Source organism: Thiohalorhabdus sp. Cl-TMA (assembly GCF_041821045.1).
GTDB lineage: Bacteria > Pseudomonadota > Gammaproteobacteria > Thiohalorhabdales > Thiohalorhabdaceae > Thiohalorhabdus > Thiohalorhabdus methylotropha.
Map to the genome: position 1 here is coordinate 1 of NZ_JBGUAW010000017.1, position 18,287 is coordinate 18,287.

15 protein-coding genes and 2 pseudogenes are annotated in these 18,287 nt (G+C 54.8%); 16 read left to right on the plus strand and 1 reads right to left on the minus strand.

Annotation, left to right across the window (positions count from 1 at the left end; genetic code table 11):
- Positions 1-244: 244 nt before the first annotated feature.
- From ACERLL_RS17210 to ACERLL_RS17270, 13 genes are read left to right on the plus strand one after another with little or no spacing between them, the layout of a single operon-like run.
- Positions 245-586 carry a MarR family EPS-associated transcriptional regulator gene (locus tag ACERLL_RS17210; protein ID WP_373657337.1) on the plus strand — a complete coding sequence of 114 codons (342 nt, stop codon included), beginning with the start codon at positions 245-247 and terminating at the stop codon, positions 584-586.
- A 28-nt stretch (positions 587-614) separates the two neighbouring features.
- The gene (locus ACERLL_RS17215) at positions 615-2,411 is read left to right on the plus strand and encodes an ABC transporter ATP-binding protein (RefSeq protein WP_373657338.1); all 1,797 of its coding nucleotides are present in this window, start codon (positions 615-617) and stop codon (positions 2,409-2,411) included.
- A gap of 26 nt (positions 2,412-2,437) precedes the next feature.
- Positions 2,438-3,439, plus strand: a complete 1,002-nt coding sequence (gene pseB, locus ACERLL_RS17220) for a UDP-N-acetylglucosamine 4,6-dehydratase (inverting) (protein ID WP_373657339.1) — start codon at positions 2,438-2,440, stop codon at positions 3,437-3,439.
- The gene (pseC, locus tag ACERLL_RS17225) at positions 3,436-4,608 is read left to right on the plus strand and encodes a UDP-4-amino-4,6-dideoxy-N-acetyl-beta-L-altrosamine transaminase (RefSeq protein ID WP_373657340.1); all 1,173 of its coding nucleotides are present in this window, start codon (positions 3,436-3,438) and stop codon (positions 4,606-4,608) included. The genes pseB and pseC overlap by 4 nt, the downstream gene beginning before the upstream one ends.
- Before the next feature lie 37 nt (positions 4,609-4,645).
- A complete protein-coding gene (locus tag ACERLL_RS17230; RefSeq protein ID WP_373657341.1) occupies positions 4,646-5,707 on the plus strand; it encodes an N-acetylneuraminate synthase family protein in 1,062 nt (353 codons plus the stop codon).
- A 9-nt stretch (positions 5,708-5,716) separates the two neighbouring features.
- On the plus strand, positions 5,717-6,409 hold the full coding sequence (locus tag ACERLL_RS17235; RefSeq protein WP_373657342.1) for an acylneuraminate cytidylyltransferase family protein: 693 nt from the start codon (positions 5,717-5,719) through the stop codon (positions 6,407-6,409).
- A gap of 28 nt (positions 6,410-6,437) precedes the next feature.
- Positions 6,438-7,121, plus strand: coding sequence for a PIG-L deacetylase family protein (locus ACERLL_RS17240; RefSeq protein ID WP_373657343.1), 684 nt, complete (start codon positions 6,438-6,440; stop codon positions 7,119-7,121).
- Complete coding sequence (gene pseG, locus ACERLL_RS17245; protein WP_373657344.1) at positions 7,121-8,212, plus strand: UDP-2,4-diacetamido-2,4,6-trideoxy-beta-L-altropyranose hydrolase; 1,092 nt, start codon at positions 7,121-7,123, stop codon at positions 8,210-8,212. The genes ACERLL_RS17240 and pseG overlap by 1 nt, the downstream gene beginning before the upstream one ends.
- 9 nt (positions 8,213-8,221) lie before the next feature.
- Complete coding sequence (locus ACERLL_RS17250; protein ID WP_373657345.1) at positions 8,222-9,295, plus strand: N-acetylneuraminate synthase family protein; 1,074 nt, start codon at positions 8,222-8,224, stop codon at positions 9,293-9,295.
- A gap of 4 nt (positions 9,296-9,299) precedes the next feature.
- Entirely contained in the window at positions 9,300-10,220 is a 921-nt protein-coding gene (locus ACERLL_RS17255; protein ID WP_373657346.1) for a methionyl-tRNA formyltransferase, read from the plus strand.
- Between the two features lie 29 nt (positions 10,221-10,249).
- Positions 10,250-11,260: a DegT/DnrJ/EryC1/StrS family aminotransferase gene (locus ACERLL_RS17260; RefSeq protein WP_373657350.1), complete on the plus strand. Its 1,011-nt coding sequence runs from the start codon at positions 10,250-10,252 to the stop codon at positions 11,258-11,260.
- A 25-nt stretch (positions 11,261-11,285) separates the two neighbouring features.
- Positions 11,286-11,939 (plus strand): class I SAM-dependent methyltransferase, encoded by a 654-nt coding sequence (locus tag ACERLL_RS17265; RefSeq protein WP_373657347.1) that lies wholly within the window; start codon positions 11,286-11,288, stop codon positions 11,937-11,939.
- Complete coding sequence (locus ACERLL_RS17270) at positions 11,936-12,652, plus strand: WbqC family protein (RefSeq protein ID WP_373657348.1); 717 nt, start codon at positions 11,936-11,938, stop codon at positions 12,650-12,652. The genes ACERLL_RS17265 and ACERLL_RS17270 overlap by 4 nt, the downstream gene beginning before the upstream one ends.
- 395 nt (positions 12,653-13,047) lie before the next feature.
- Here ACERLL_RS17270 and ACERLL_RS17275 read toward each other — a convergent pair whose 3' ends face one another.
- On the minus strand, positions 13,048-13,914 hold the full coding sequence (locus ACERLL_RS17275) for an IS110 family RNA-guided transposase (protein ID WP_373657351.1): 867 nt from the start codon (positions 13,912-13,914) through the stop codon (positions 13,048-13,050).
- A 753-nt stretch (positions 13,915-14,667) separates the two neighbouring features.
- Between ACERLL_RS17275 and ACERLL_RS17280 the strand changes: the two genes are divergently transcribed.
- From ACERLL_RS17280 to ACERLL_RS17290, 3 genes and pseudogenes are all read left to right on the plus strand, one after another.
- On the plus strand, positions 14,668-16,029 hold the full coding sequence (locus ACERLL_RS17280; RefSeq protein WP_373657349.1) for a hypothetical protein: 1,362 nt from the start codon (positions 14,668-14,670) through the stop codon (positions 16,027-16,029).
- A 396-nt stretch (positions 16,030-16,425) separates the two neighbouring features.
- Positions 16,426-16,656: pseudogene (locus ACERLL_RS17285) on the plus strand (integrase core domain-containing protein); the annotation flags it as partial.
- 210 nt (positions 16,657-16,866) lie between these two features.
- A pseudogene (locus ACERLL_RS17290) lies at positions 16,867-17,848 on the plus strand (integrase core domain-containing protein).
- Positions 17,849-18,287 lie beyond the last annotated feature (439 nt).

Consider the following 18,287-nt stretch of genomic DNA (forward strand, 5'->3'; position numbering starts at 1 on the left):
CCGGTTGCCGGGGATAAAAAGGAGAATTCGAGTCCCCTTTGACCGGTTTTTCGGCTCTCAAAGGGGAAATGGGGCCGATGGAAGCCCGTTTTTCATCGCCCTGCTAGGACCGCCAAGTGCGCGTCTCTGGATTTCCGCCAGGGTCGCCAAGAGGTCGGTATCTTCGCTCCCCATGTCCCGGCTTCCTTGCCGCCCTATAGTGTATATGGTCTAATCAGCCGCGAATTCAACTATTGAACAAGCTGTGAGTACCGAAGGAACACGCTATCACCTCCTGCGCTTGCTGGAGGATAATCCGGAAGCTACACAACGCGAACTGGCTATGGGCATGGGCGTGTCCGTGGGCAAGGCGAATTACGTTCTACGTGCCCTTATGGACAAAGGGTTGGTAAAGGCACAAAACTTCCGGCGCTCTGACAACAAACGCGCCTATCTTTACAAGCTCACCCCCGCCGGAGTAGCCGAGAAGATGCGCATCGCCCGTAGTTACTTAGCGCAGCGCAAGGCGGAGTATGAACGCATCCGGGAAGAGATCGAGGCGCTTGAGGCGGAGCTAGGAGCCTTAAGAGCGGAGGAAGACGGGTGACCACTAAAGAAGCTGGCTGTCCCCAACCATGTTAGCCGTCTACCGAAAGGTCTTGGAACTTTTAACTCCTCGGGAGAAGCGCCAGGGCATCCTGGTCTTGGGCGTCGTTACTGGCATGGCCGTGCTGGAGGTTGCGGGCGTGGCTTCGGTTATGCCCTTCCTCTCTGTAATGGCGAACCCTAAGGCAATTGATACTAATGAAGCCTTGGCTTGGCTGTTCAGTGTTCTGGGTTATGAATCACGCGAACGCTTCCTGGTTTTCCTGGGTGTTGGTGCCTTCTTTTTGGTGTTTTTCTCAGGGATGTTCCGGATCTTTGCCCATTATGTAATGAACCGCTACATCCAGATGCGTCGCCACAGCATCTCCAAACGTCTCTTGGAGACCTACCTACGTCAGTCCTACGCCTTTTTCCTGGATCGAAACAGCGGTGATATGGCCAAAGGTATTCTCTCCGAGGTAGACCAGCTGATCGCCAATGTTTTCCAACCTGGGATCTTGGCTATGGCCTATGCAGTGGTAGCCATAGCTATTCTTTTGCTCTTGCTCGCTATGGATCCGTTGCTGTCCCTGGGAGTAGCGGCCTTTATTGGCGGGTTGTATGCCTTGATTTATAGCGCAGTACGCGGATTTTTGGAACGGATTGGTAGTGAACGTGCTGAAGCTAATCGGAAGCGGTTCACTACTGCTGGTGAGGTATTAGGGGGGATAAAGGTCATTAAACTCTTGGGCCGAGAGTCTGCCTATTTGACTCGCTTTTCACCAGTTTCGGCGCAATTCTCTCGGAATATGGCTACAAACGATACCCTTGGCCAAGCACCCAAATTTTTAATCGAAGCAGTAGCCATTGGAGGTATCTTGGCTCTTGCCGTGGTGCTTATGGCTACACGGGACGACATCGGGGAAGTTTTTCCGATCCTAGGTCTCTATGCCTTCGCCGGCTACAAACTCTTGCCAGCGGCTCAGAATATTTACAATGGCATAGCCAAACTCCGGTTTGGCGCCGCAGCAGTGGAAACTGTTCATCAAGACCTCCAGCAGAGAACATTCCTCGCGTCAATTCGACGTCAGTCACAGAACCCTTTGACCCCTAAGCGGGAGGTAAGGCTGGAAAATATTAGCTTTACATATTCTAATGGTCCGGGCTATGCCCTAAAGGGAATAAATCTGACGATTCCAGTAGAAACCACTGTCGGTTTGGTTGGCGGAACCGGGGCGGGCAAGACCACCTTGGTGGACATTGTCTTGGGACTTCTTCGCCCCACTGAAGGCCAAGTAGTCATCGACGGCACCCCAGTAACTGACGAAAACCTTGGAGCTTGGCAGCAGGCCTTGGGTTATGTGCCCCAGGAGATCTTCCTGAGTGATGCCACCATCTTGGAGAACATTGCTTTCGGCGTCTCGAGAGAAGAGATTGATTGGGAGGCGGTGGAACGTTCCGCACGCATGGCGCAGGTGCATGAGTTCATAACCCAGGAGCTTCCCCAAGGATATAAGACCGAAGTGGGTGAGAGAGGGGTACGTTTGTCAGGAGGTCAGCGTCAGCGGATCGGCATTGCTAGGGCTTTGTACCATGATCCCGAAGTTCTGGTCTTAGACGAGGCGACCAGTGCCTTGGATAACGTTACCGAGCGAGCAGTGATGGAGGCTGTGCATAATCTTCATGAGCAAAAAACCGTTATTTTGATCGCTCATCGGCTAAGTACTGTGCAGAATTGCGACCTGATTTATCTTCTGGAAGAAGGTCAAGTGGCCGGACGCGGTACTTATCAAAATCTTCTGCAGGAAAATCTGTCCTTCCGGGCTATGGTGACTTCGGCTAAATAACCCTTTATTCAACCGGTAGGCGACGCATGTTCAACGACGCATCCATTCTTATTACTGGTGGCACTGGCAGTTTCGGCAAGCGCTATGTACAGACCATTCTGGAGCGGTATCGCCCACGGCGGTTGATCATTTTCTCCCGTGATGAGCTCAAGCAGTACGAGATGGCCCAAGAATATGATGACCCCTGCATGCGCTATTTCCTAGGGGACGTTCGGGAGTATGAGCGGATCACCCAGGCCCTCCGGGGGGTAGACTATGTTATCCATGCTGCGGCCCTCAAGCAGGTACCTGCCGCCGAATATAACCCTATGGAGTGCGTCAAGACTAATGTGCACGGGGCCGAAAATGTAGTTCGCGCTGCTCTGGAAAATGAGGTCAAGAAGGTGATTGCCCTATCCACGGATAAGGCGGCCAACCCAATCAATCTCTACGGAGCAACCAAGCTCTCTTCAGATAAAATTTTTGTGGCTGCCAATAACGTGGCAGGGGGGCACCAAACGCGTTTTTCAGTGGTTCGATATGGTAATGTGGTGGGTTCTAGAGGGTCGGTTGTTCCATTCTTCCAGCGGAAAATTGCCGAAGGAGCCGATCATTTACCAATTACTGATGAACGTATGACTCGTTTCTGGATTACCCTGCAGCAGGGTGTGGATTTTGTGCTTAAAAATTTTGAACGTATGCAGGGTGGAGAGCTCTTCGTACCCAAGATTCCTTCAGTACGGATTACCGATCTGGCGTCTGCTATGGCCCCAGACTTACCGCACAAATTTGTTGGTATTCGTCCCGGTGAAAAGCTCCATGAAGTGATGTGCCCGGCCGATGACTCTCATCTAACCCTGGAGTTCCCCGACCATTACGTCATACAGCCGACGATTCGGTTTCATAATGGGGAGCTTGATTATTCTATTAATGCCTTACATGAAAAAGCCCACCTTGTGAAACAAGGGTTTGAGTACAACTCAGGGGCTAACCCTGATTTCCTCGATGTTGAAGGGATCAGGGAGTTCAACCAGATGGCTGGCTTATGATCCCCTACGGGCGCCAAGAGGTCACCGAGGACGATATTGAGGCCGTGGTGGAGGTCCTCCGCTCGAACTTAATAACCCAAGGGCCAGTGGCTCCCCGCTTTGAGGAGGCGGTTAGGGATTACTGCCGGGCCAGTCATGCAGTGGCGGTAAGTAGCGGCACCGCAGGTCTGCACTTGGCATGTCATGCCATGGGCCTGGGGCCTGGAGATTGGCTCTGGACTTCCCCCATCACTTTCGTGGCCTCGGCCAACTGCGGGCTCTATTGCGGTGCCGATGTGGATTTCGTGGACATCGATCCCGCCACTAGGAATATGAGTGTTGAGGCTCTAAAGCATAAGTTGGAACAGGCCGAGACGGAAGGTCAGTTGCCAAAGGTAGTGGTACCCGTCCATTTCGCCGGATTGTCTTGCGACATGGCAGCCATCCGGGAACTTGCTGACAGGTATGGTTTTTGGGTGCTAGAGGATGCTGCTCATGCTTTCGGAGGGGAATACCGTGGTGAGCCGGTGGGGGCATGTCGATTCAGCGATGCCGCGGTGTTTAGCTTCCACCCGGTGAAGAACATTACTACCGGGGAAGGCGGTATGGTAACTACGAGACGGTTGGAACTGGCCACGCGGATAGAACGGTTACGCAGCCACGGTATTACGCGTGAACCAGCCCACATGATCCGGGAGCCTGATGGCCCCTGGTACTATGAACAAGGCGAGCTTGGGCTCAATTACCGCCTTACCGACATCCAAGCGGCCCTGGGCCTCAGCCAACTGCAGCGCCTGGATACCTTTATCCAGGCTCGAAGAAATGGCGCAGTACGCTATTCTCGCCTACTCGCCGACCTGCCCCTCATACTCCCTGGTGAGTCCTCGAACAGCCATTCTGCCTGGCATCTGTATGTGGTGGAACTAGGGGGAACCGATCCCCAGGCAATCCGGCGGGAGGTATTCGAAGCGCTGCGTGAGCAGGGTTGGGGCGTTAACGTCCATTATATTCCAGTCCATTGGCAGCCCGATTACGCCCGGGAATGCCGCAAACTGCCGGCAGCCGAGGCCTACTATTCGCGCGCGCTCACTATTCCACTGTTCCCTGGGTTAACTGAGGGGCAGCAGGAGGCCTTTGCGGTGGATCTAAGCCAGGCAATTCACCAGGCGCGGCCAGTAGGAACTGCTTAACGATTGACTATACGCAATCCGGAATTCGAGGAAGCTCATGGTTCAGCTAGGTAACCGACGGATCGGGGATGACCAGCCCACTTATATTACTTTTGAGGCCGGCCCCACCCACGATGGATTGGAGTCGGCTAAAAAGTTAGCTGCCCACGCCGTGGAGGCAGGGGCGGATGCAATTAAATTCCAGGTTGTCGACCCTGATCGACTAGTTGCCGACCGAAGCCAGCCTTTCACCTACGAGGTGCTAGTTAACCGTGAAACGGGCGAGACTGAGACTGTCACCGAACCCCTGTACGATATTCTGCAACGCCGGGTCCTGAACACGGAAGAATGGCACCAGCTCAAGGGTTACTGCGACGAACAAGGTATCGCCTTCTTCGCCACCGCGACCTTCGAGGAAGAGATAGATCTGTTGTGTGACATCGAGTGCGCCTCCCTGAAGATCGCTTCTGGGGATGTCAATCATCTGCCTCTGATCCGGCGGGCCGCACGCACTGGGATGTGCATCCAACTGGATACTGGAAGTTCTACTCTCGGCGAGATCGAGACGGCGGTAGAGGCCATTCGCGCGGAGGGCAATGAGCAAATCATCATCCACCAGTGCCCCTCTGGCTATCCTGCCCGGGCGGATTCCATCAACTTGAATATCATTCCTACGCTCAAGCAGATGTTCGGCTATCCCGCGGCCTTCTCAGACCATACACCGGGGCGGGAAATGGATATCGCCGCGGTGGCCAAGGGCGCCAACTTGGTGGAGAAAACTATCACCCTGGACCGTATGACACGATCGGTGGAGCATGTCATGTCCTTGGAGCCTAACGAAATGGCCGATTTTGTTGAGTCCATGCGGGCCTTGGAGACAGCCTTGGGTACCTCCCGGCGCATCCTACATTCGAAAGAGAATGAGAGTCGCCTTGCTGTCCGGCGGTCTGTGTTTCTGGCCGAAGAGGGTCGGGCGGGCCAGCGTCTCGGAGACGTGGCCGTGGAATTTCGCCGACCCGGTCATGGTTTGGCCCCGGATCGCTACGAAGAGTTGGTAGACGCTACCCTCGGCCGCGACCTCCCCGCCGGCCACCGGTTATCCCTTGCCGACTTGGCTTAGGGGGGCTCTTTGGATCGCCTAGCCATCATCCCGGCTCGGGGTGGCTCTAAACGGCTCCCCCGCAAGAATCTGGCCGACTTGGGGGGGCGGCCAGTTGTTTCCAGAGTTATCCATACAGCGCTGGAGTCAGCCCTGTTCGATCGAGTGGTGGTATCCACTGAGGACAAGGAAATCGGAGAGGTTGCGGCTGGCGCGGGAGCAGAAGTGCATTGGCGGGATCCTAGCCTAGCCACAGACCAGGCTTCAGTGATTGAAGTTTGTTCCGATCTGCTCGGCGGTCTTCGCGAAGTTCCTGAACGGTTCTGCTGCCTGTACGCCACCGCTGCTTTCCTCGCACCGGGAGACCTTAAGGATTCCGAGGCCTTTCTGGCGGGAGCGGACGTGGTTATGGGGGTGTCCGGCTATCCCATCCATCCTTACAAGGCTCTTGAGGAGTCGGAGCATGGGTTCCTGCGGCCGAAATGGCCTACCGAAAACGACAAGAAGTCCCAGTATTTTCCGTGGTTCGTGGCGAGTAACGGAACCTTTTACTGGGCGCGCACGGAGCCGTTTTTGAAAGAGCCCACCTTCTTTCCGAATAGGCTCAAGGGATACGAGTTGCCTCCAGAGCGTGCAGTGGATATTGATACGGTCGAGGATCTCCAATGGGCCCGCAAGCTGTTGGCCATCCAGCAAGGTTCCCCAGAAGGGGGCGGAAAATGAAGGACAAAGAGGTAGGAGGCCCCCGTACATGAGTATTCTGGTGGTGGCGGCTCATCCCGACGATGAAGTCCTTGGCTGTGGGGGGACCATTGCTCGGTGGGCTTTGGAGGGCCACACAGTGCGAATTGGTATCCTTGCCGAGGGGGCAACCAGCCGGGACCCCGAGCGCCGTCAAGGGGATCGAAAAGGAGAATTGAGCGCATTGGGGAAAGCCGCCCAGGAAGCGGGAAATATCCTGGGTGCTGCCAGTGTGGAGCTGTTGGGCTTGCCTGATAATCGGATGGACTCGTTGGACCGCTTGGAGATCGTCAAGTCGGTTGAGGCCTGGGTTGAACGTTACCAGCCAAGCGTCGTCCTTACCCACTATGGGGGGGACGTCAACATCGATCACCGGCGGGTACACGAAGCAGTGATTACGGCATGCCGACCGCAACCAGACCACCCGGTGTCTCGGTTTCAATTTTTCGAAGTGCCATCCAGTACTGAATGGCAGCCCAGAGGCAGTGGGCCGGCTTTTGAGCCTGATGTTTTCGTAGATATAACCGAGACCCTTGAAAAGAAGATAGAAGCCCTTAGGGCTTATGAATCCGAGATGCGTCTCTGGCCACATTCCCGGTCCCTGGAAGGGGTCCGCCACCTCGCCCATTGGCGAGGGGCAACGGTAGGGAAGGGGGCCGCTGAAAGTTTCATGCTAGGTCGTGAGCTACTTTGATGCGAGCGGTTTTTAGGGTGGATGGCTCCACCCGCATGGGTACGGGGCATGTCATTCGCTGCCTTACCCTTGCTGGGATTCTGCGGGAGCGGGGTCATGAATGCCTATTTGTCCACCGCATCCAGCCCGGTCATATGGCGGGAATGATCCGAAATCGGGGGTTCCCGGTGTACGAGCTGTCCGAGATTGACCCTGCTCCTGGCAATCCCGGGCAGGAGGGTCATGGCCATTGGCTAGGGGTTTCCCCAGCCCGCGACTCCCAGGAAACCCGGGAGTTGCTCCAAGAGCTAACCACGGATCTATTGGTCGTGGATCACTATGCCATCGATTCCTCCTGGGAAGCACAGCTCAGGGAGAAGGCGCCCAAGATCCTAGTAATTGATGACTTGGCAGATCGCCCCCATGACTGTGACTTCCTTGTGGACCAGACATATGGTCGCCAAGAACGGGAATATCGGCCCCTGGTGCCAGGAAATTGCGAAATTCTTACTGGGGCCCACTATGCTCTCTTACGCGAAGAATTCGCTTCTCTCCGGGAGAAAGCGCTTGCCAGAAGGGATAGGCCGAATCATGGGATAGAGCGGGTCCTTGTCTCCATGGGAGGGAGTGATCCGGAAAATGTCACCGAGCGAGCCATCCAAGGGATTGTCCTTTCAGGCCAGTCGGTCTCCATTGATGTGATGTTGGGTGGGGAAGCCCCACATTTGAAGACCTTGGTTAAAAAGTGGGAAGCGCAGCCGGGGATTCATTTTCACGTCGATACCTCGGATGTGGCCCGCTTGATGGCTATCGCAGATATCGCGGTTGGTGCCGGGGGTACCACTAGTTGGGAAAGGTGCTGCATGGGGCTGCCCACCTTGAGCGCTATTGCTGCTGAGAATCAAAGGGTGATTGTTCAATCTCTAGCTTCCAAGGGAGCTGTGCACAACCTTGACGAGGTTGGGAAGGGATTTGAGGCTCGGGTTTCGAAATCCCTTAATTCCTTTTTTGAAGATAGTAGGCGGCTCCATTCGATGAGCCTGGCCGCCCGGAAGGTGTGTGACGGTCACGGAGCTGAGCGGATAGCTGATCGAATTGCTCAGTCAAATTAAGATTGTGCAATGAAGATTGAGGTTATGAGGAAGGAAAACGTTATTCAAGTCGGAGACCGAAGCATTGGTCCGAGTCATTCAAGTTTTATTGTTGCCGAGGTAGGCATTAACCATAACGGAGATATGGCGCTGGCGCGGGAGAGTATCGCTGCAGCTGCAGAGGCGGGGGCGGACTCAGTTAAATTCCAGAACTACCGCACAGAAGATTTCGTCTCTGACCGTGCCTTGATGTTCGAGTACACCTCGCGTGGGGAGAAGGTGGTAGAGCCGCAGTACGACATGTTCAAGCGATGCGAACTGGATCGGGACCAGCTAGCAATGCTGAAGGAGGAGGCGGACCGGCATGGACTGGATTTCCACAGCACCCCAACTAGCGTAGAGGGGATCCGCGATCTTCAGGCGATTGGCTGCTCCCTGCTCAAAAATGGGTCGGACTACCTTACCCATCTCGATCTGATCGGGTCTATGGGAGAGACCGGTATGGCTACCGTTTTGTCGACAGGCATGGCCACCCTCGGCGAGATAGACGATGCCGTGCGAGCCTTCCGCGAAACCGGCAATGAGCAACTGATCTTACTACACTGCACTTCGTCCTATCCGACGCCGCCAGAGGAGGTGAACCTAGCACGCCTGCCGGTGCTCGGGGATGTTTTCGATGTCCCTGTGGGACTAAGTGATCACACGGCCGGCACTACCGCCGCAACCGGGGCGGCCTATATGGGAGGCTGCTGGATCGAGAAGCACTTTACCTTGGATCGAAATCTGCCAGGGCCCGATCATTGGTTCTCCATGGACCCCGATGAACTGCGCACCTTGGTGGCCAAGGTGCGGGAGGCTGAAAAGATGGTGGGCTCAGCTTGCATCGGCCCGACCAAAAGTGAGGCCTTTGGACGCCGCGACTTCCGGCTATCCTGCGTGGCGGTTGATGACCTTCCTGCTGGCCATGTTCTTGCCCCGGAAGATATCACCTTCCGTCGCCCGGGAACCGGGGTGGCGCCGGCTCAGGCCTCCCTTTTGGTTGGACGCAAGCTTAGCTCAGCGGCACCCCGAGGACACGTTTTTACCGTAGACGACTTCGAGTAGGACTGTGCGCGTTGTATTTCTAGGAAATCACACTGTCGGGGCTACAGCACTTCGCGCCCTATTGGATATTGTTGAAGTAACCGGCGTGGTTGCTCATCCCCCTGATTCCGAAGATGGGGTTCGTTACGAGTCGGTACACGACCGGGCGCTGGAGTGGGGTTTGCCGGTGATCCGAGGGCGGGCGAAAACGCCGGAAGTAACGGAATTCGTCCGCGCTGCGGCGCCTGACCTCTTGTGGGTGACGGATTACCGCTACTTGCTTCCGGAAGAGCTTACCGCTTTGGCTCCTCGTGGGGCAGTCAATCTGCATCCTAGCCTGCTGCCGCGCTACCGGGGTCGTGCGTCAATCAATTGGGCAATCCTTTATGGAGAGAGCGAAATCGGTTTGACTGCCCATTTTATTGCTGAAGGTGCTGATACGGGCGATATCATTGAGCAGAGGGCAGTTTCTCTATTTGAAGAAGAGGACATTGGGGATGCACTTAACCGCTTGATGCCCCTTTATGATTCGCTCACCCGGGAGGTTGCCGTTCGCTTCCTGAAGGCTCCAGTGTACGGTACACCACAGGATCATGCCCGGGCTACGGAGTTTCCAGCACGGAAGCCCAAGGACGGAAGGATTGACTGGAACCGGCCTGCCTATGAAATCCGCGATTTGATAAGGGCCGTTGCTGCCCCCTATCCGGGTGCCTTTACCGACTTGTCGGGCGCGCGTATGTATTTTTGGAAAGCTCGACTTGGGGAAAATTCTGGCAGTAGCTTGCCCGCTTCTCCGGGTACAGTAACCGCTATTACGGAGGAAGGAGGCTTTTGGGTTTGCTGTGGAGACGGTCCCCTATACATAAAGGATTGGAGCACGGACCCAGAGGGGGCTGTTGTTCCATTTCCGGGCCTTAGTTTGATGGTGCCGGAGGAAACCGGGTGATTCCGCATAATCGGCTGACGCACGGCGAGATGGAGACAAAGGCTGTCGCGGAAGTTGTCCAGAGTGGTCATTGGGCAGGGGGAGAGCGGGTGGCCAGTTTGGAGGAAAGCCTGGCAGGCTTGTTTTCGGCCCGGGGGGCTGTAGCTATAGGAAGCGGCGTAGGTGCGCTGCGTCTGGCCTTGATGGGGTTGGGTGTGAGGGCTGGAACCCCAGTAGTAGTGCCTGGCTACAGTTGTGTGGCTTTGGCAAACGCTGTGCTTGCCTTGGGGGCACGTCCTGTCCCGGTAGATTGCGCTGTCGGGGAAGTAAATCCCAACCCCTCTGAGATTGTTGCCAAAGCCCAGCAGGTGGAAGCCTTTTTGGCCGTGGTGGTCCACACCTTTGGCCAGCCCGTCGATTTGGCCCCCCTTAAGAATGCAGGTTTGATCGTCGTAGAGGACTGCTCTCATGGCATGCCGTGGAATCAGGATGGAACTCCTAGGCCATTGGAAGGAGACGCTGCTGTACTATCCTTCTATGCAACCAAATTGATTGGCGGAGGGGAGGGCGGCGCCGTAGTCACCAATGACACTGACGTATTGGAGAGTGTGCTCGATCTTCGGGACTATACCGATAAAGCGGCGATGGGAGTACGGCTTAACGATAAGATGAACGATTTGGAGGCAGCCTTGGCTCAATGCCAGCTCAGCCGCTTGCCTTCGCTGGTGGAGGCAAGGGCAGAACGAGCGGCAAGGTACCGAAAAAGGCTTTCCGAAATGGTCCCGAGCAAGGCTGGAACCAGCCTACCGCCAGAGTACCCCGGCCGTATCTGGTACCGCTACACGGTGCGACTACCAAGTTTTGACCTAGACCGGGTAATGGCCCAGATGCTCGCTTTGGGCGTGCAGACAGCGCGGCCAGTGAGCTTATGGGTGGATAGGGCAGATTGCCCAGAGGCCCATCGAACAGAATCGGAAATCCTATCCCTGCCCCTCTACCCTACTCTTGGGGTGGTGGAACAGGACACAGTTGTATCTGCGCTCAGGCAGATCCTTTCATAGAAAACACTTTATTCTAAGGTTTATCATGGCAGATAAGAATACGGAAACCTGGGAAAGCAAACTTTCCAGAATTGGGGAATACTACTCGGAGTTAGTGGGAGCCCATGGTGCCAACCCCTTATCATGCGACTATGGCCGTCCAACCTCCCAAAAACGAAAATTTGGGGCTGTGGCTGAGGTTATGCCTTTGTCAGGCAAGCACGTGCTGGATGTGGGCTGCGGGTTAGGTGATTTCGCGGACTACCTGGATGCCGAGATAGGTAAAGTGCAATATACTGGTGTTGAAATCGCCCCGGCTATGCTGAAAGAGGCGCGACAGTTGCGGCCTCATCTTGATCTCCGACAATTGGATATTCTACGTGAAACCCCCGAAGGGCAATTTGATTTAGTAACCGCAAACGGAATTTTTTACCTTTTGGGCACAGATGCCAAATATCTAACTGAAAAGATAATCACTCGGATGTTTTCCCTGACCAGGTATGCGGTGGCCTTTACTACACTGAGTACATGGACTGACTATCAGGAATCTGGGGAGTTTTACGCGGATCCACTGGAAACCCTGTCCTTCTGCCGCACCTTGACACCTTGGGTAGTGCTGCGGCACGACTATGCGCCCCACGATTTTACTGTCTACCTATATAAGCAATCCCCCTTTCAAGAGGACGGGGGCGGACCGTGATCGTCTCCATCAATCAACCCGCCTACCTGCCTTGGCTTGGCTACTTTGACCGTATCGCCAAGTCTGATCTTCATATCGTTTTGGACCACGTCCAGTTTGAAAAAAATAGTATGGTCCCGCGGAACAAAATTCGCACCCCCCAAGGGTGGACTTGGTTGACTGTTCCTGTCTTAACTAAGGGGCGCTCATCAGAAGCCACGATCCAGGATATCGGAGTCAACAACCAAGCTTCTTGGGGCAAAAAACACTGGAAAGCCCTACAGGCAAACTATGCAAGGGCACCCCACTTTGCTCCCCATAAATCCTTTTTTGAAGATGTTTTCCAGGAAACGTGGGAGCAGCTATTCCCCTTACTGGAACGGACCAATGGCTATCTCATGGATGCATTTAATATAAGCACACCTTTGGTGCGTAGTAGCGAGCTCCGCCCCAAAGAAAGGAAGAGCGAACTTGTCCTAGAGTTGTGCAAAAAAGTTGAGGCGACCACTTATATATCTGGCCCCTTCGGCCGGGAATATCTAAACCTCCCGGCATTCGAGGCTGCGGAAATTGAAGTGGTATTTCACGATTACCCCCATCCTGAATACAACCAAGTCTTCGATGGATTTGAGCCCTATATGTCCGCCATTGATCTTTTATTTAACTATGGTCCTGATTCCCGGGGAGTCTTAGATAGTTCCTGTGAATCCCTTACACCTTGCTGTGGAGTTTAATTTATGGTCCGCTCCCGTTCTGCAAGCTTCCGCAGGGGGATGGGGGAACGGGTTGCGACAATTTACCCGGCCTCTTGATGGAGAACCGCGCATGCCGGCCAGATTAGATTGGCGGTACCGCTGTACCGTTTGAAACCGCTGGTTTACGACATGCCGGTTGCCCGTTTTCACCATCCAATACCGACGCTTGCAGTGACCGGGGGGAATCACTCCTTTGGTGAGGACCTGAGCGGCTTTTGTCCGACGACTCAGGCAGCGCCCAGCTCGGGGCGATAGGTCTCTTTGCGGGTCACTACCGCCCAGCAAATGCGCGCCAGCTTGTTGGCCAGGGCGACGAGGCAGCCTTGTTGGTATGAGTACGTCCCTTCAAGCGCTGCGCCCACTGCCCCAAGGCGTCAGTTCGCTGATGGATGCGGCCCACTATGGGCCCGGGCCCCGTGGATAAGTAGGGCACGAAGGTGCGTATTGCCGTGTTTGGGAATGCCTAGCAGGCGCGGGCGCCCGCCGATGGAATGCTGGCAGGGAACCAGTCCCAGCCAGGCAGCCAGATCGCGGCCACGGCGGAACTGGCGGCCGTCCCCGATCGCTGCCAGCATGGCGGACGCTACCACAGGGCCCACGCCCGGAACGGTGAGGAGCCATTGGCCGCGGCTGTCAGCGTGCAGCCGCGCCTCGAGCTGGCAGGCGGCCTGCTCGATGTGGTCGTCCAATTGGTGGAGCTGCTCCAACAGCTGCAGCAGCAAGCCGCGGACGCCTTCCGGCAATCCGTTGTCGGTGTCCTCGAGGAGAAAGGGCAGCTGACGGCGCAGGGTGTTAAGCCGCCGAGGCACCACGATACCGAATTCCAGGAGACTGCCCCGGATCCGATTGGCGGTTTCGGTACGCTGGGTTACCCAGCCGGATCGGGCGCGATGGAGGAGCTGCAGCTCCTGCTGGGGGAATCCTTGAGGCTCCCCCTCCCGCATCGTCGGCCAGGTGGCGGCCTCGGCGATCGCCTCGGCGTCCGCGTAATCGTTTTTCTGGGGTTTGGTGTAGGCCCGCACGTATTGCCCGGGCAGCACGTGGGCGCGGTGGCCCATGGCCTCGGCTGTGCGGGCCAGGAAATGGGCGCCGCCACAGGCCTCCATGGCCACGTGGCAGGGCGCCAACTGACTCAAAAACCGGATTAGGCCCGTACGGGTCAGGCGCCTGCGCTGCATCGGGTGGGCCCGATCATCGAGGCCAACCACATGGAAATCGTATTTGGCCAGGTCGACCGGGATCGGTCCTGCCGCCCCAACGAAGCCTGTGGGCCACGAGTCCTGTCATGGTACGGAGGATTGCAGCTTCGCCGCCTTGGTTGGACCCTTAAGCGCATTGCTTGCACGTGGGGTTCGGGGGACACGGCATCCTGCGTCTGCGAGTTCAGTCGGGCGCGGGACCTGGCCGCTTTTAGTGCTCCGGGCAACAGAGGACCGCAAACAAGGCAACCCGGCACCCGCTGGGAATGTGTGCATTTGGCGTGGATAATGCCTCGCGGGTTAGCTACGCGGCAATGAAGTCCGGATGGGCGCCAGGAGGCGGCCGGTCAGTTTCCGTGGGAGGTGCGCTGGCTTATTTCCGGCGCCACGGCATCTACCACATGCACCGGGTGCTTATAACGGCAGCTGCTACCGCTTCATATGATTTCGACGGGTGTGCCGGGGGTTGGGGAGCCAACAGGGCTTTACCTAGCCCTTCTCTCCGCAGGCGAACGGCAAATCGGGGCGCTACCCCCAGACAGCGCCCCTTGAGTGGGCCTATGCGGTGTAGTACGCCTCTTCCGAACAGCGTCGCAAACGCCTGCCGAATTGCTAAAGGAAAACAATGCGCCATGGTTCACACGGAAATCTGAACGACCCGCCATCGGTTAGCGTACTGGGGTAACCGGAGAAGACCTCTTGTTATAGAAGAGACGGGAGAAAAGTTCGATATAATAACCGAATTGTAATAAGATTTTATAGGTTTTTAAATTTTATATTTAAAAAGGGAAAGTAATGGAAAGATTATCTTTTCTTAAATTGCCAATTAGCCTTGGTGGATTGAGTTATTTATACGACGCCATGAGGCTTTTTCTAGAAAATAAGGGCTATAAGGTAAAGTTTCGAAATTTTAGACCTAAAAAATATTCCTTTATCAAGTTTTTGGATGTAGACTTCTACGGCCTTTTTTTTGGTGGGATGATTTTTGTTTTTAAAAAAGGGATCCGCAAATTCCCTAGTTATAGTTATAAAGGTATCCGGATAGGGCAATATATTATGGCCTCCGTGTTGCGGGACCCCAAAACAAATTTAGATGAAAACCTCTTAAGGAGAAAATTCTTCAAGGAGCTATTAAAAGGTTCTTTGCTATACTGTATTGCGAAGAGGGAATCTGCCAGGGTTAGTTTTGCCTATCTTCACGATGGGCATTATTTGTATGGAATAATTATAGATTGTTTTCTTAGAAATGATGTGGGGGTATTTTTGAAAACTTCCCCTGATGGGATTATTTTTGTTAAAAATGAGAATTGTTCACAAAAAGATATGAATAAAATTAGGGATAACAGAAATGAGATTCCAGATTCTGAGGTAGAGAGATATATGAATAATAGACTCTCAGACCCATATAATTCTATACCTTATATGAAAGTCATAGAAAGGGAAGAAAACTTTATTGTGCCTGAAACTGAATATATAGCCGTGGTTTACTCTCACTCATTTACTGATGCGCAGTTCGAATTTGGTTATGATGGTTTTCTTGGTGTGTATGAATGGCTAACCTATACAATTGAAAAATTATTGGAAAATGGTATCGGGGTTATTTTAAAAGGGCATCCTAATTTTTGGGCTGGCGAGAGTGAAGCTAAGATTGATCAATGGGATTATTTAATCTGGGGAAAAGTTATAGAGAACTATAAAGATAAAAATCTAATCCCCATAGACTGGCCTATGAATAATTTTAGTTTGCTATCAAAGCTTGAACAGGGTAATACCTTGCTTGTTTCTCATCATGGTAATCCTTTGGTTGAAGGTGCTTATTTAGGTTTCAAAACATTAAGTTCTATTGCCAGCCCTTGGGCAGACCAGTACAAATTTGGCCATATTTGGTATGGACGCGAAGATTATGAAAATAAATTAAAGGGGGAAGCTTGGTGGGCTGAAGTAAACCAGAAGGAAGTATATGACTTTGTGCGAGATAAGTACTTAAATCCTTATGGGAAAAGTGGGGAGCTTTTTTGGCAGAGTATCGTAGCAAGAAAAGCTGGCATAACGTATAAAGAATTAAATAAAAGCCCCTCTATTATGAAAAAAATAAAAGTAAAGGATTACGGGAATATGATTGAAGAAATTTCCAAATCTTTCCAGGAAATAAGATAAATGGGACGCGAACTTTACTTTAACAGTCGATAAAACTTTAATTGTACTCCCCGTCAGAGGGTGATGAATAACGAGCCACAATCTGCCTTGGACTTGGTCACCCCGCGTTTTCAGGGTAGTTAACGTATCGTTGAATTTTGCGCTGCGGCTTGTTGCGGGCCTTCTCGAGGTTTCCGTCCAGTTCAGCCAAACTGGCCCTGCCGGGTTGAATTCGGATCTTGCCACCCCTGCGCCACGGGTTTTCGGCCTTGGCCTGCTCATAGACCTTGGTGCTTGCCTAGTTGTGGGGTTTAAATAGATTGTCCTCGGGTCTCAGCCCAGTAACGCTGTAGGTAGGACAACCGCAGCAAACTGGTGCCGGCGGGTATGTCGGGGGCTGGGCATCCGGCAGGGCTCACCAAGCCCTATTCCCCGAAAACGAACGGCAAGGCCGAGCGGTTCATCCAGACCGCGTTGAACGAGTGGGCCTAGGCTGCGGAGTACCGTTCGTCGGAGCAGCGCCGCAGGCGGCCTCAAGAAATGGCTAAAGGAGTACAACTGGCTACGGCCACATGGAAGCCTGAACGATCAGCCACCGGCTAGCGTGATCGGGTAACTGTTGACAACCTATTGTTACAGCACAACTAGTTGGGCAGCGTCAGCTGCTGAAGCAGGTAGGGGTTGACTGGATTCTGTGGGTGCGGCGCGACTGGTATGCGGTCCCAGGTCCGTCGCTTGAAGGCCCAAGAGCCCCATCAGCCGCTACATGTCAGGCCCCGGGGGATTGCACACCGCCCCGGAGTTTCCCTTATTTTGAGGCGCGAGTTCTGGTTGAGCATTTGCTGGAGGAGGTCTAGGGTGAACGTCCGTCTCCATGCCAACGCCACGACCCCGCCTCGGATTCAGCGCTACATCCAGGAGTCGCCCAAGGGCGAGCGGGCTCTGGCCAAGGAATTGGGGTTGTCTCGGGACACCATCCGGCGCTGGAAGAAACGCTATGCGACCGTGGATGGCTCCCATATCCCCAAGCGGGTCAAAACCACGCTCGATCCGGTCACGGAAATCGTTTTGGTGGAGCTGCGCCAGCTGCTGTGGCTTCCCCTGGATGACCTACTGCGCCTGGGCCGGGAGTTTCTCAAGCCGGATCTCTCCCGGTCCGCCCTGGAGCGGTGCCTGAAGCGCAATGGCGTCTCCAATCTGGCGGAGATGCGGGCCGACCAGCTCGGCGAGGCTGCCCAACGGACCCGCAAGACGTTCAAGGACTATGAGCCGGGCTTTGTTCATGTCGACATCAAATACCTGCGAGCGGCTGCCCGAGGAGTCGGCCAGGCGCTACCTGTATGTCGCCATCGACCGGGCCAGCCGTTGGGTCTATTTCGAGGTCCGCGCCAACCGGCGCGCTCAAAGCGCGGCCGGTTTCGTGCGCAACCTGATCGGCTCGGCGCCCTTTCGGCTCACGCACCTACTCACGGACAACGACGGGGCCTTCACAGATCGACTGAATCGGCCCGGCCAGGCTCCCTCGGGCAATCACCCCGTGGACCGGTTGTGCGCGGACCAAGGCATTGCCCATCGCTTGATTCCGCCCCGGCGCCCTCAGACGAACGGGCTGGTGGAGCGATTCAACGGCCGGATCTCGGACGTCCTGGCCTCGGTCCATCTTCGGAACCGCGAGGAGCTGGAAGCGACCCTGAGCCGGTACCGGAGGCTCTACAACCACCAGATCCCCCAAAAGGCTCTGGATAGCCGGACTCCGGTGGAAGTGCTCAAGCAGTACTACGAATCAAACCCGGACCGCTTTCACCGAGCGCCACGGAAACTACCGGGACCTGACAGCTAGACCCGTTTGCCGTTGACAGTGTACCTAACCCTTGCTCAGCAGTCAGGCGGTCATCTGCCGGCTGCCCTAGAGTGGCGTCCCCAGATACCGTCGGTCGATGAGCCGCATCAGCGCCAGGTTCTCGGCGCTCCCCTAGGCCGGCTAGTTATAGTACGTGGGCCGGGGCAGGCCCAGTAAGTCGCCCTGGCGCTTGACCGACAATTGCGAATGGACCGGTTCGTTTCGCCATCGGCCTACTCGGACGATTTTTAAAGAAAGTCCACCTTAATCCTTTAGGCTAGGCGGCCGATCTCCTCTTATAGGGGGCTGTCAACTCCTTAGCCGTGGGTGCTTGATCTCGAACAGCTCGGGCAGATCCTCAACCCGGCTAATTCATCGGAGGCCCCAGACACAAGTATGGCGTGAGGCTTTTTCCCTTTATAATCAGAGGTGTCCAGAC

What these genes read in the sequence shown, in the direction of transcription:
- pseC (WP_373657340.1), top strand. Translation starts at nt 3,436, where the DNA reads ATGATCCCCTACGGGCGCCAAGAGGTCACCGAGGACGATATTGAGGCC.
- ACERLL_RS17230 (WP_373657341.1), top strand. Translation starts at nt 4,646, where the DNA reads ATGGTTCAGCTAGGTAACCGACGGATCGGGGATGACCAGCCCACTTAT.
- ACERLL_RS17260 (WP_373657350.1), top strand. Translation starts at nt 10,250, where the DNA reads ATGGAGACAAAGGCTGTCGCGGAAGTTGTCCAGAGTGGTCATTGGGCA.
- pseG (WP_373657344.1), top strand. Translation starts at nt 7,121, where the DNA reads ATGCGAGCGGTTTTTAGGGTGGATGGCTCCACCCGCATGGGTACGGGG.
- ACERLL_RS17240 (WP_373657343.1), top strand. Translation starts at nt 6,438, where the DNA reads ATGAGTATTCTGGTGGTGGCGGCTCATCCCGACGATGAAGTCCTTGGC.
- ACERLL_RS17250 (WP_373657345.1), top strand. Translation starts at nt 8,222, where the DNA reads ATGAAGATTGAGGTTATGAGGAAGGAAAACGTTATTCAAGTCGGAGAC.
- ACERLL_RS17265 (WP_373657347.1), top strand. Translation starts at nt 11,286, where the DNA reads ATGGCAGATAAGAATACGGAAACCTGGGAAAGCAAACTTTCCAGAATT.
- pseB (WP_373657339.1), top strand. Translation starts at nt 2,438, where the DNA reads ATGTTCAACGACGCATCCATTCTTATTACTGGTGGCACTGGCAGTTTC.
- ACERLL_RS17280 (WP_373657349.1), top strand. Translation starts at nt 14,668, where the DNA reads ATGGAAAGATTATCTTTTCTTAAATTGCCAATTAGCCTTGGTGGATTG.
- ACERLL_RS17215 (WP_373657338.1), top strand. Translation starts at nt 615, where the DNA reads ATGTTAGCCGTCTACCGAAAGGTCTTGGAACTTTTAACTCCTCGGGAG.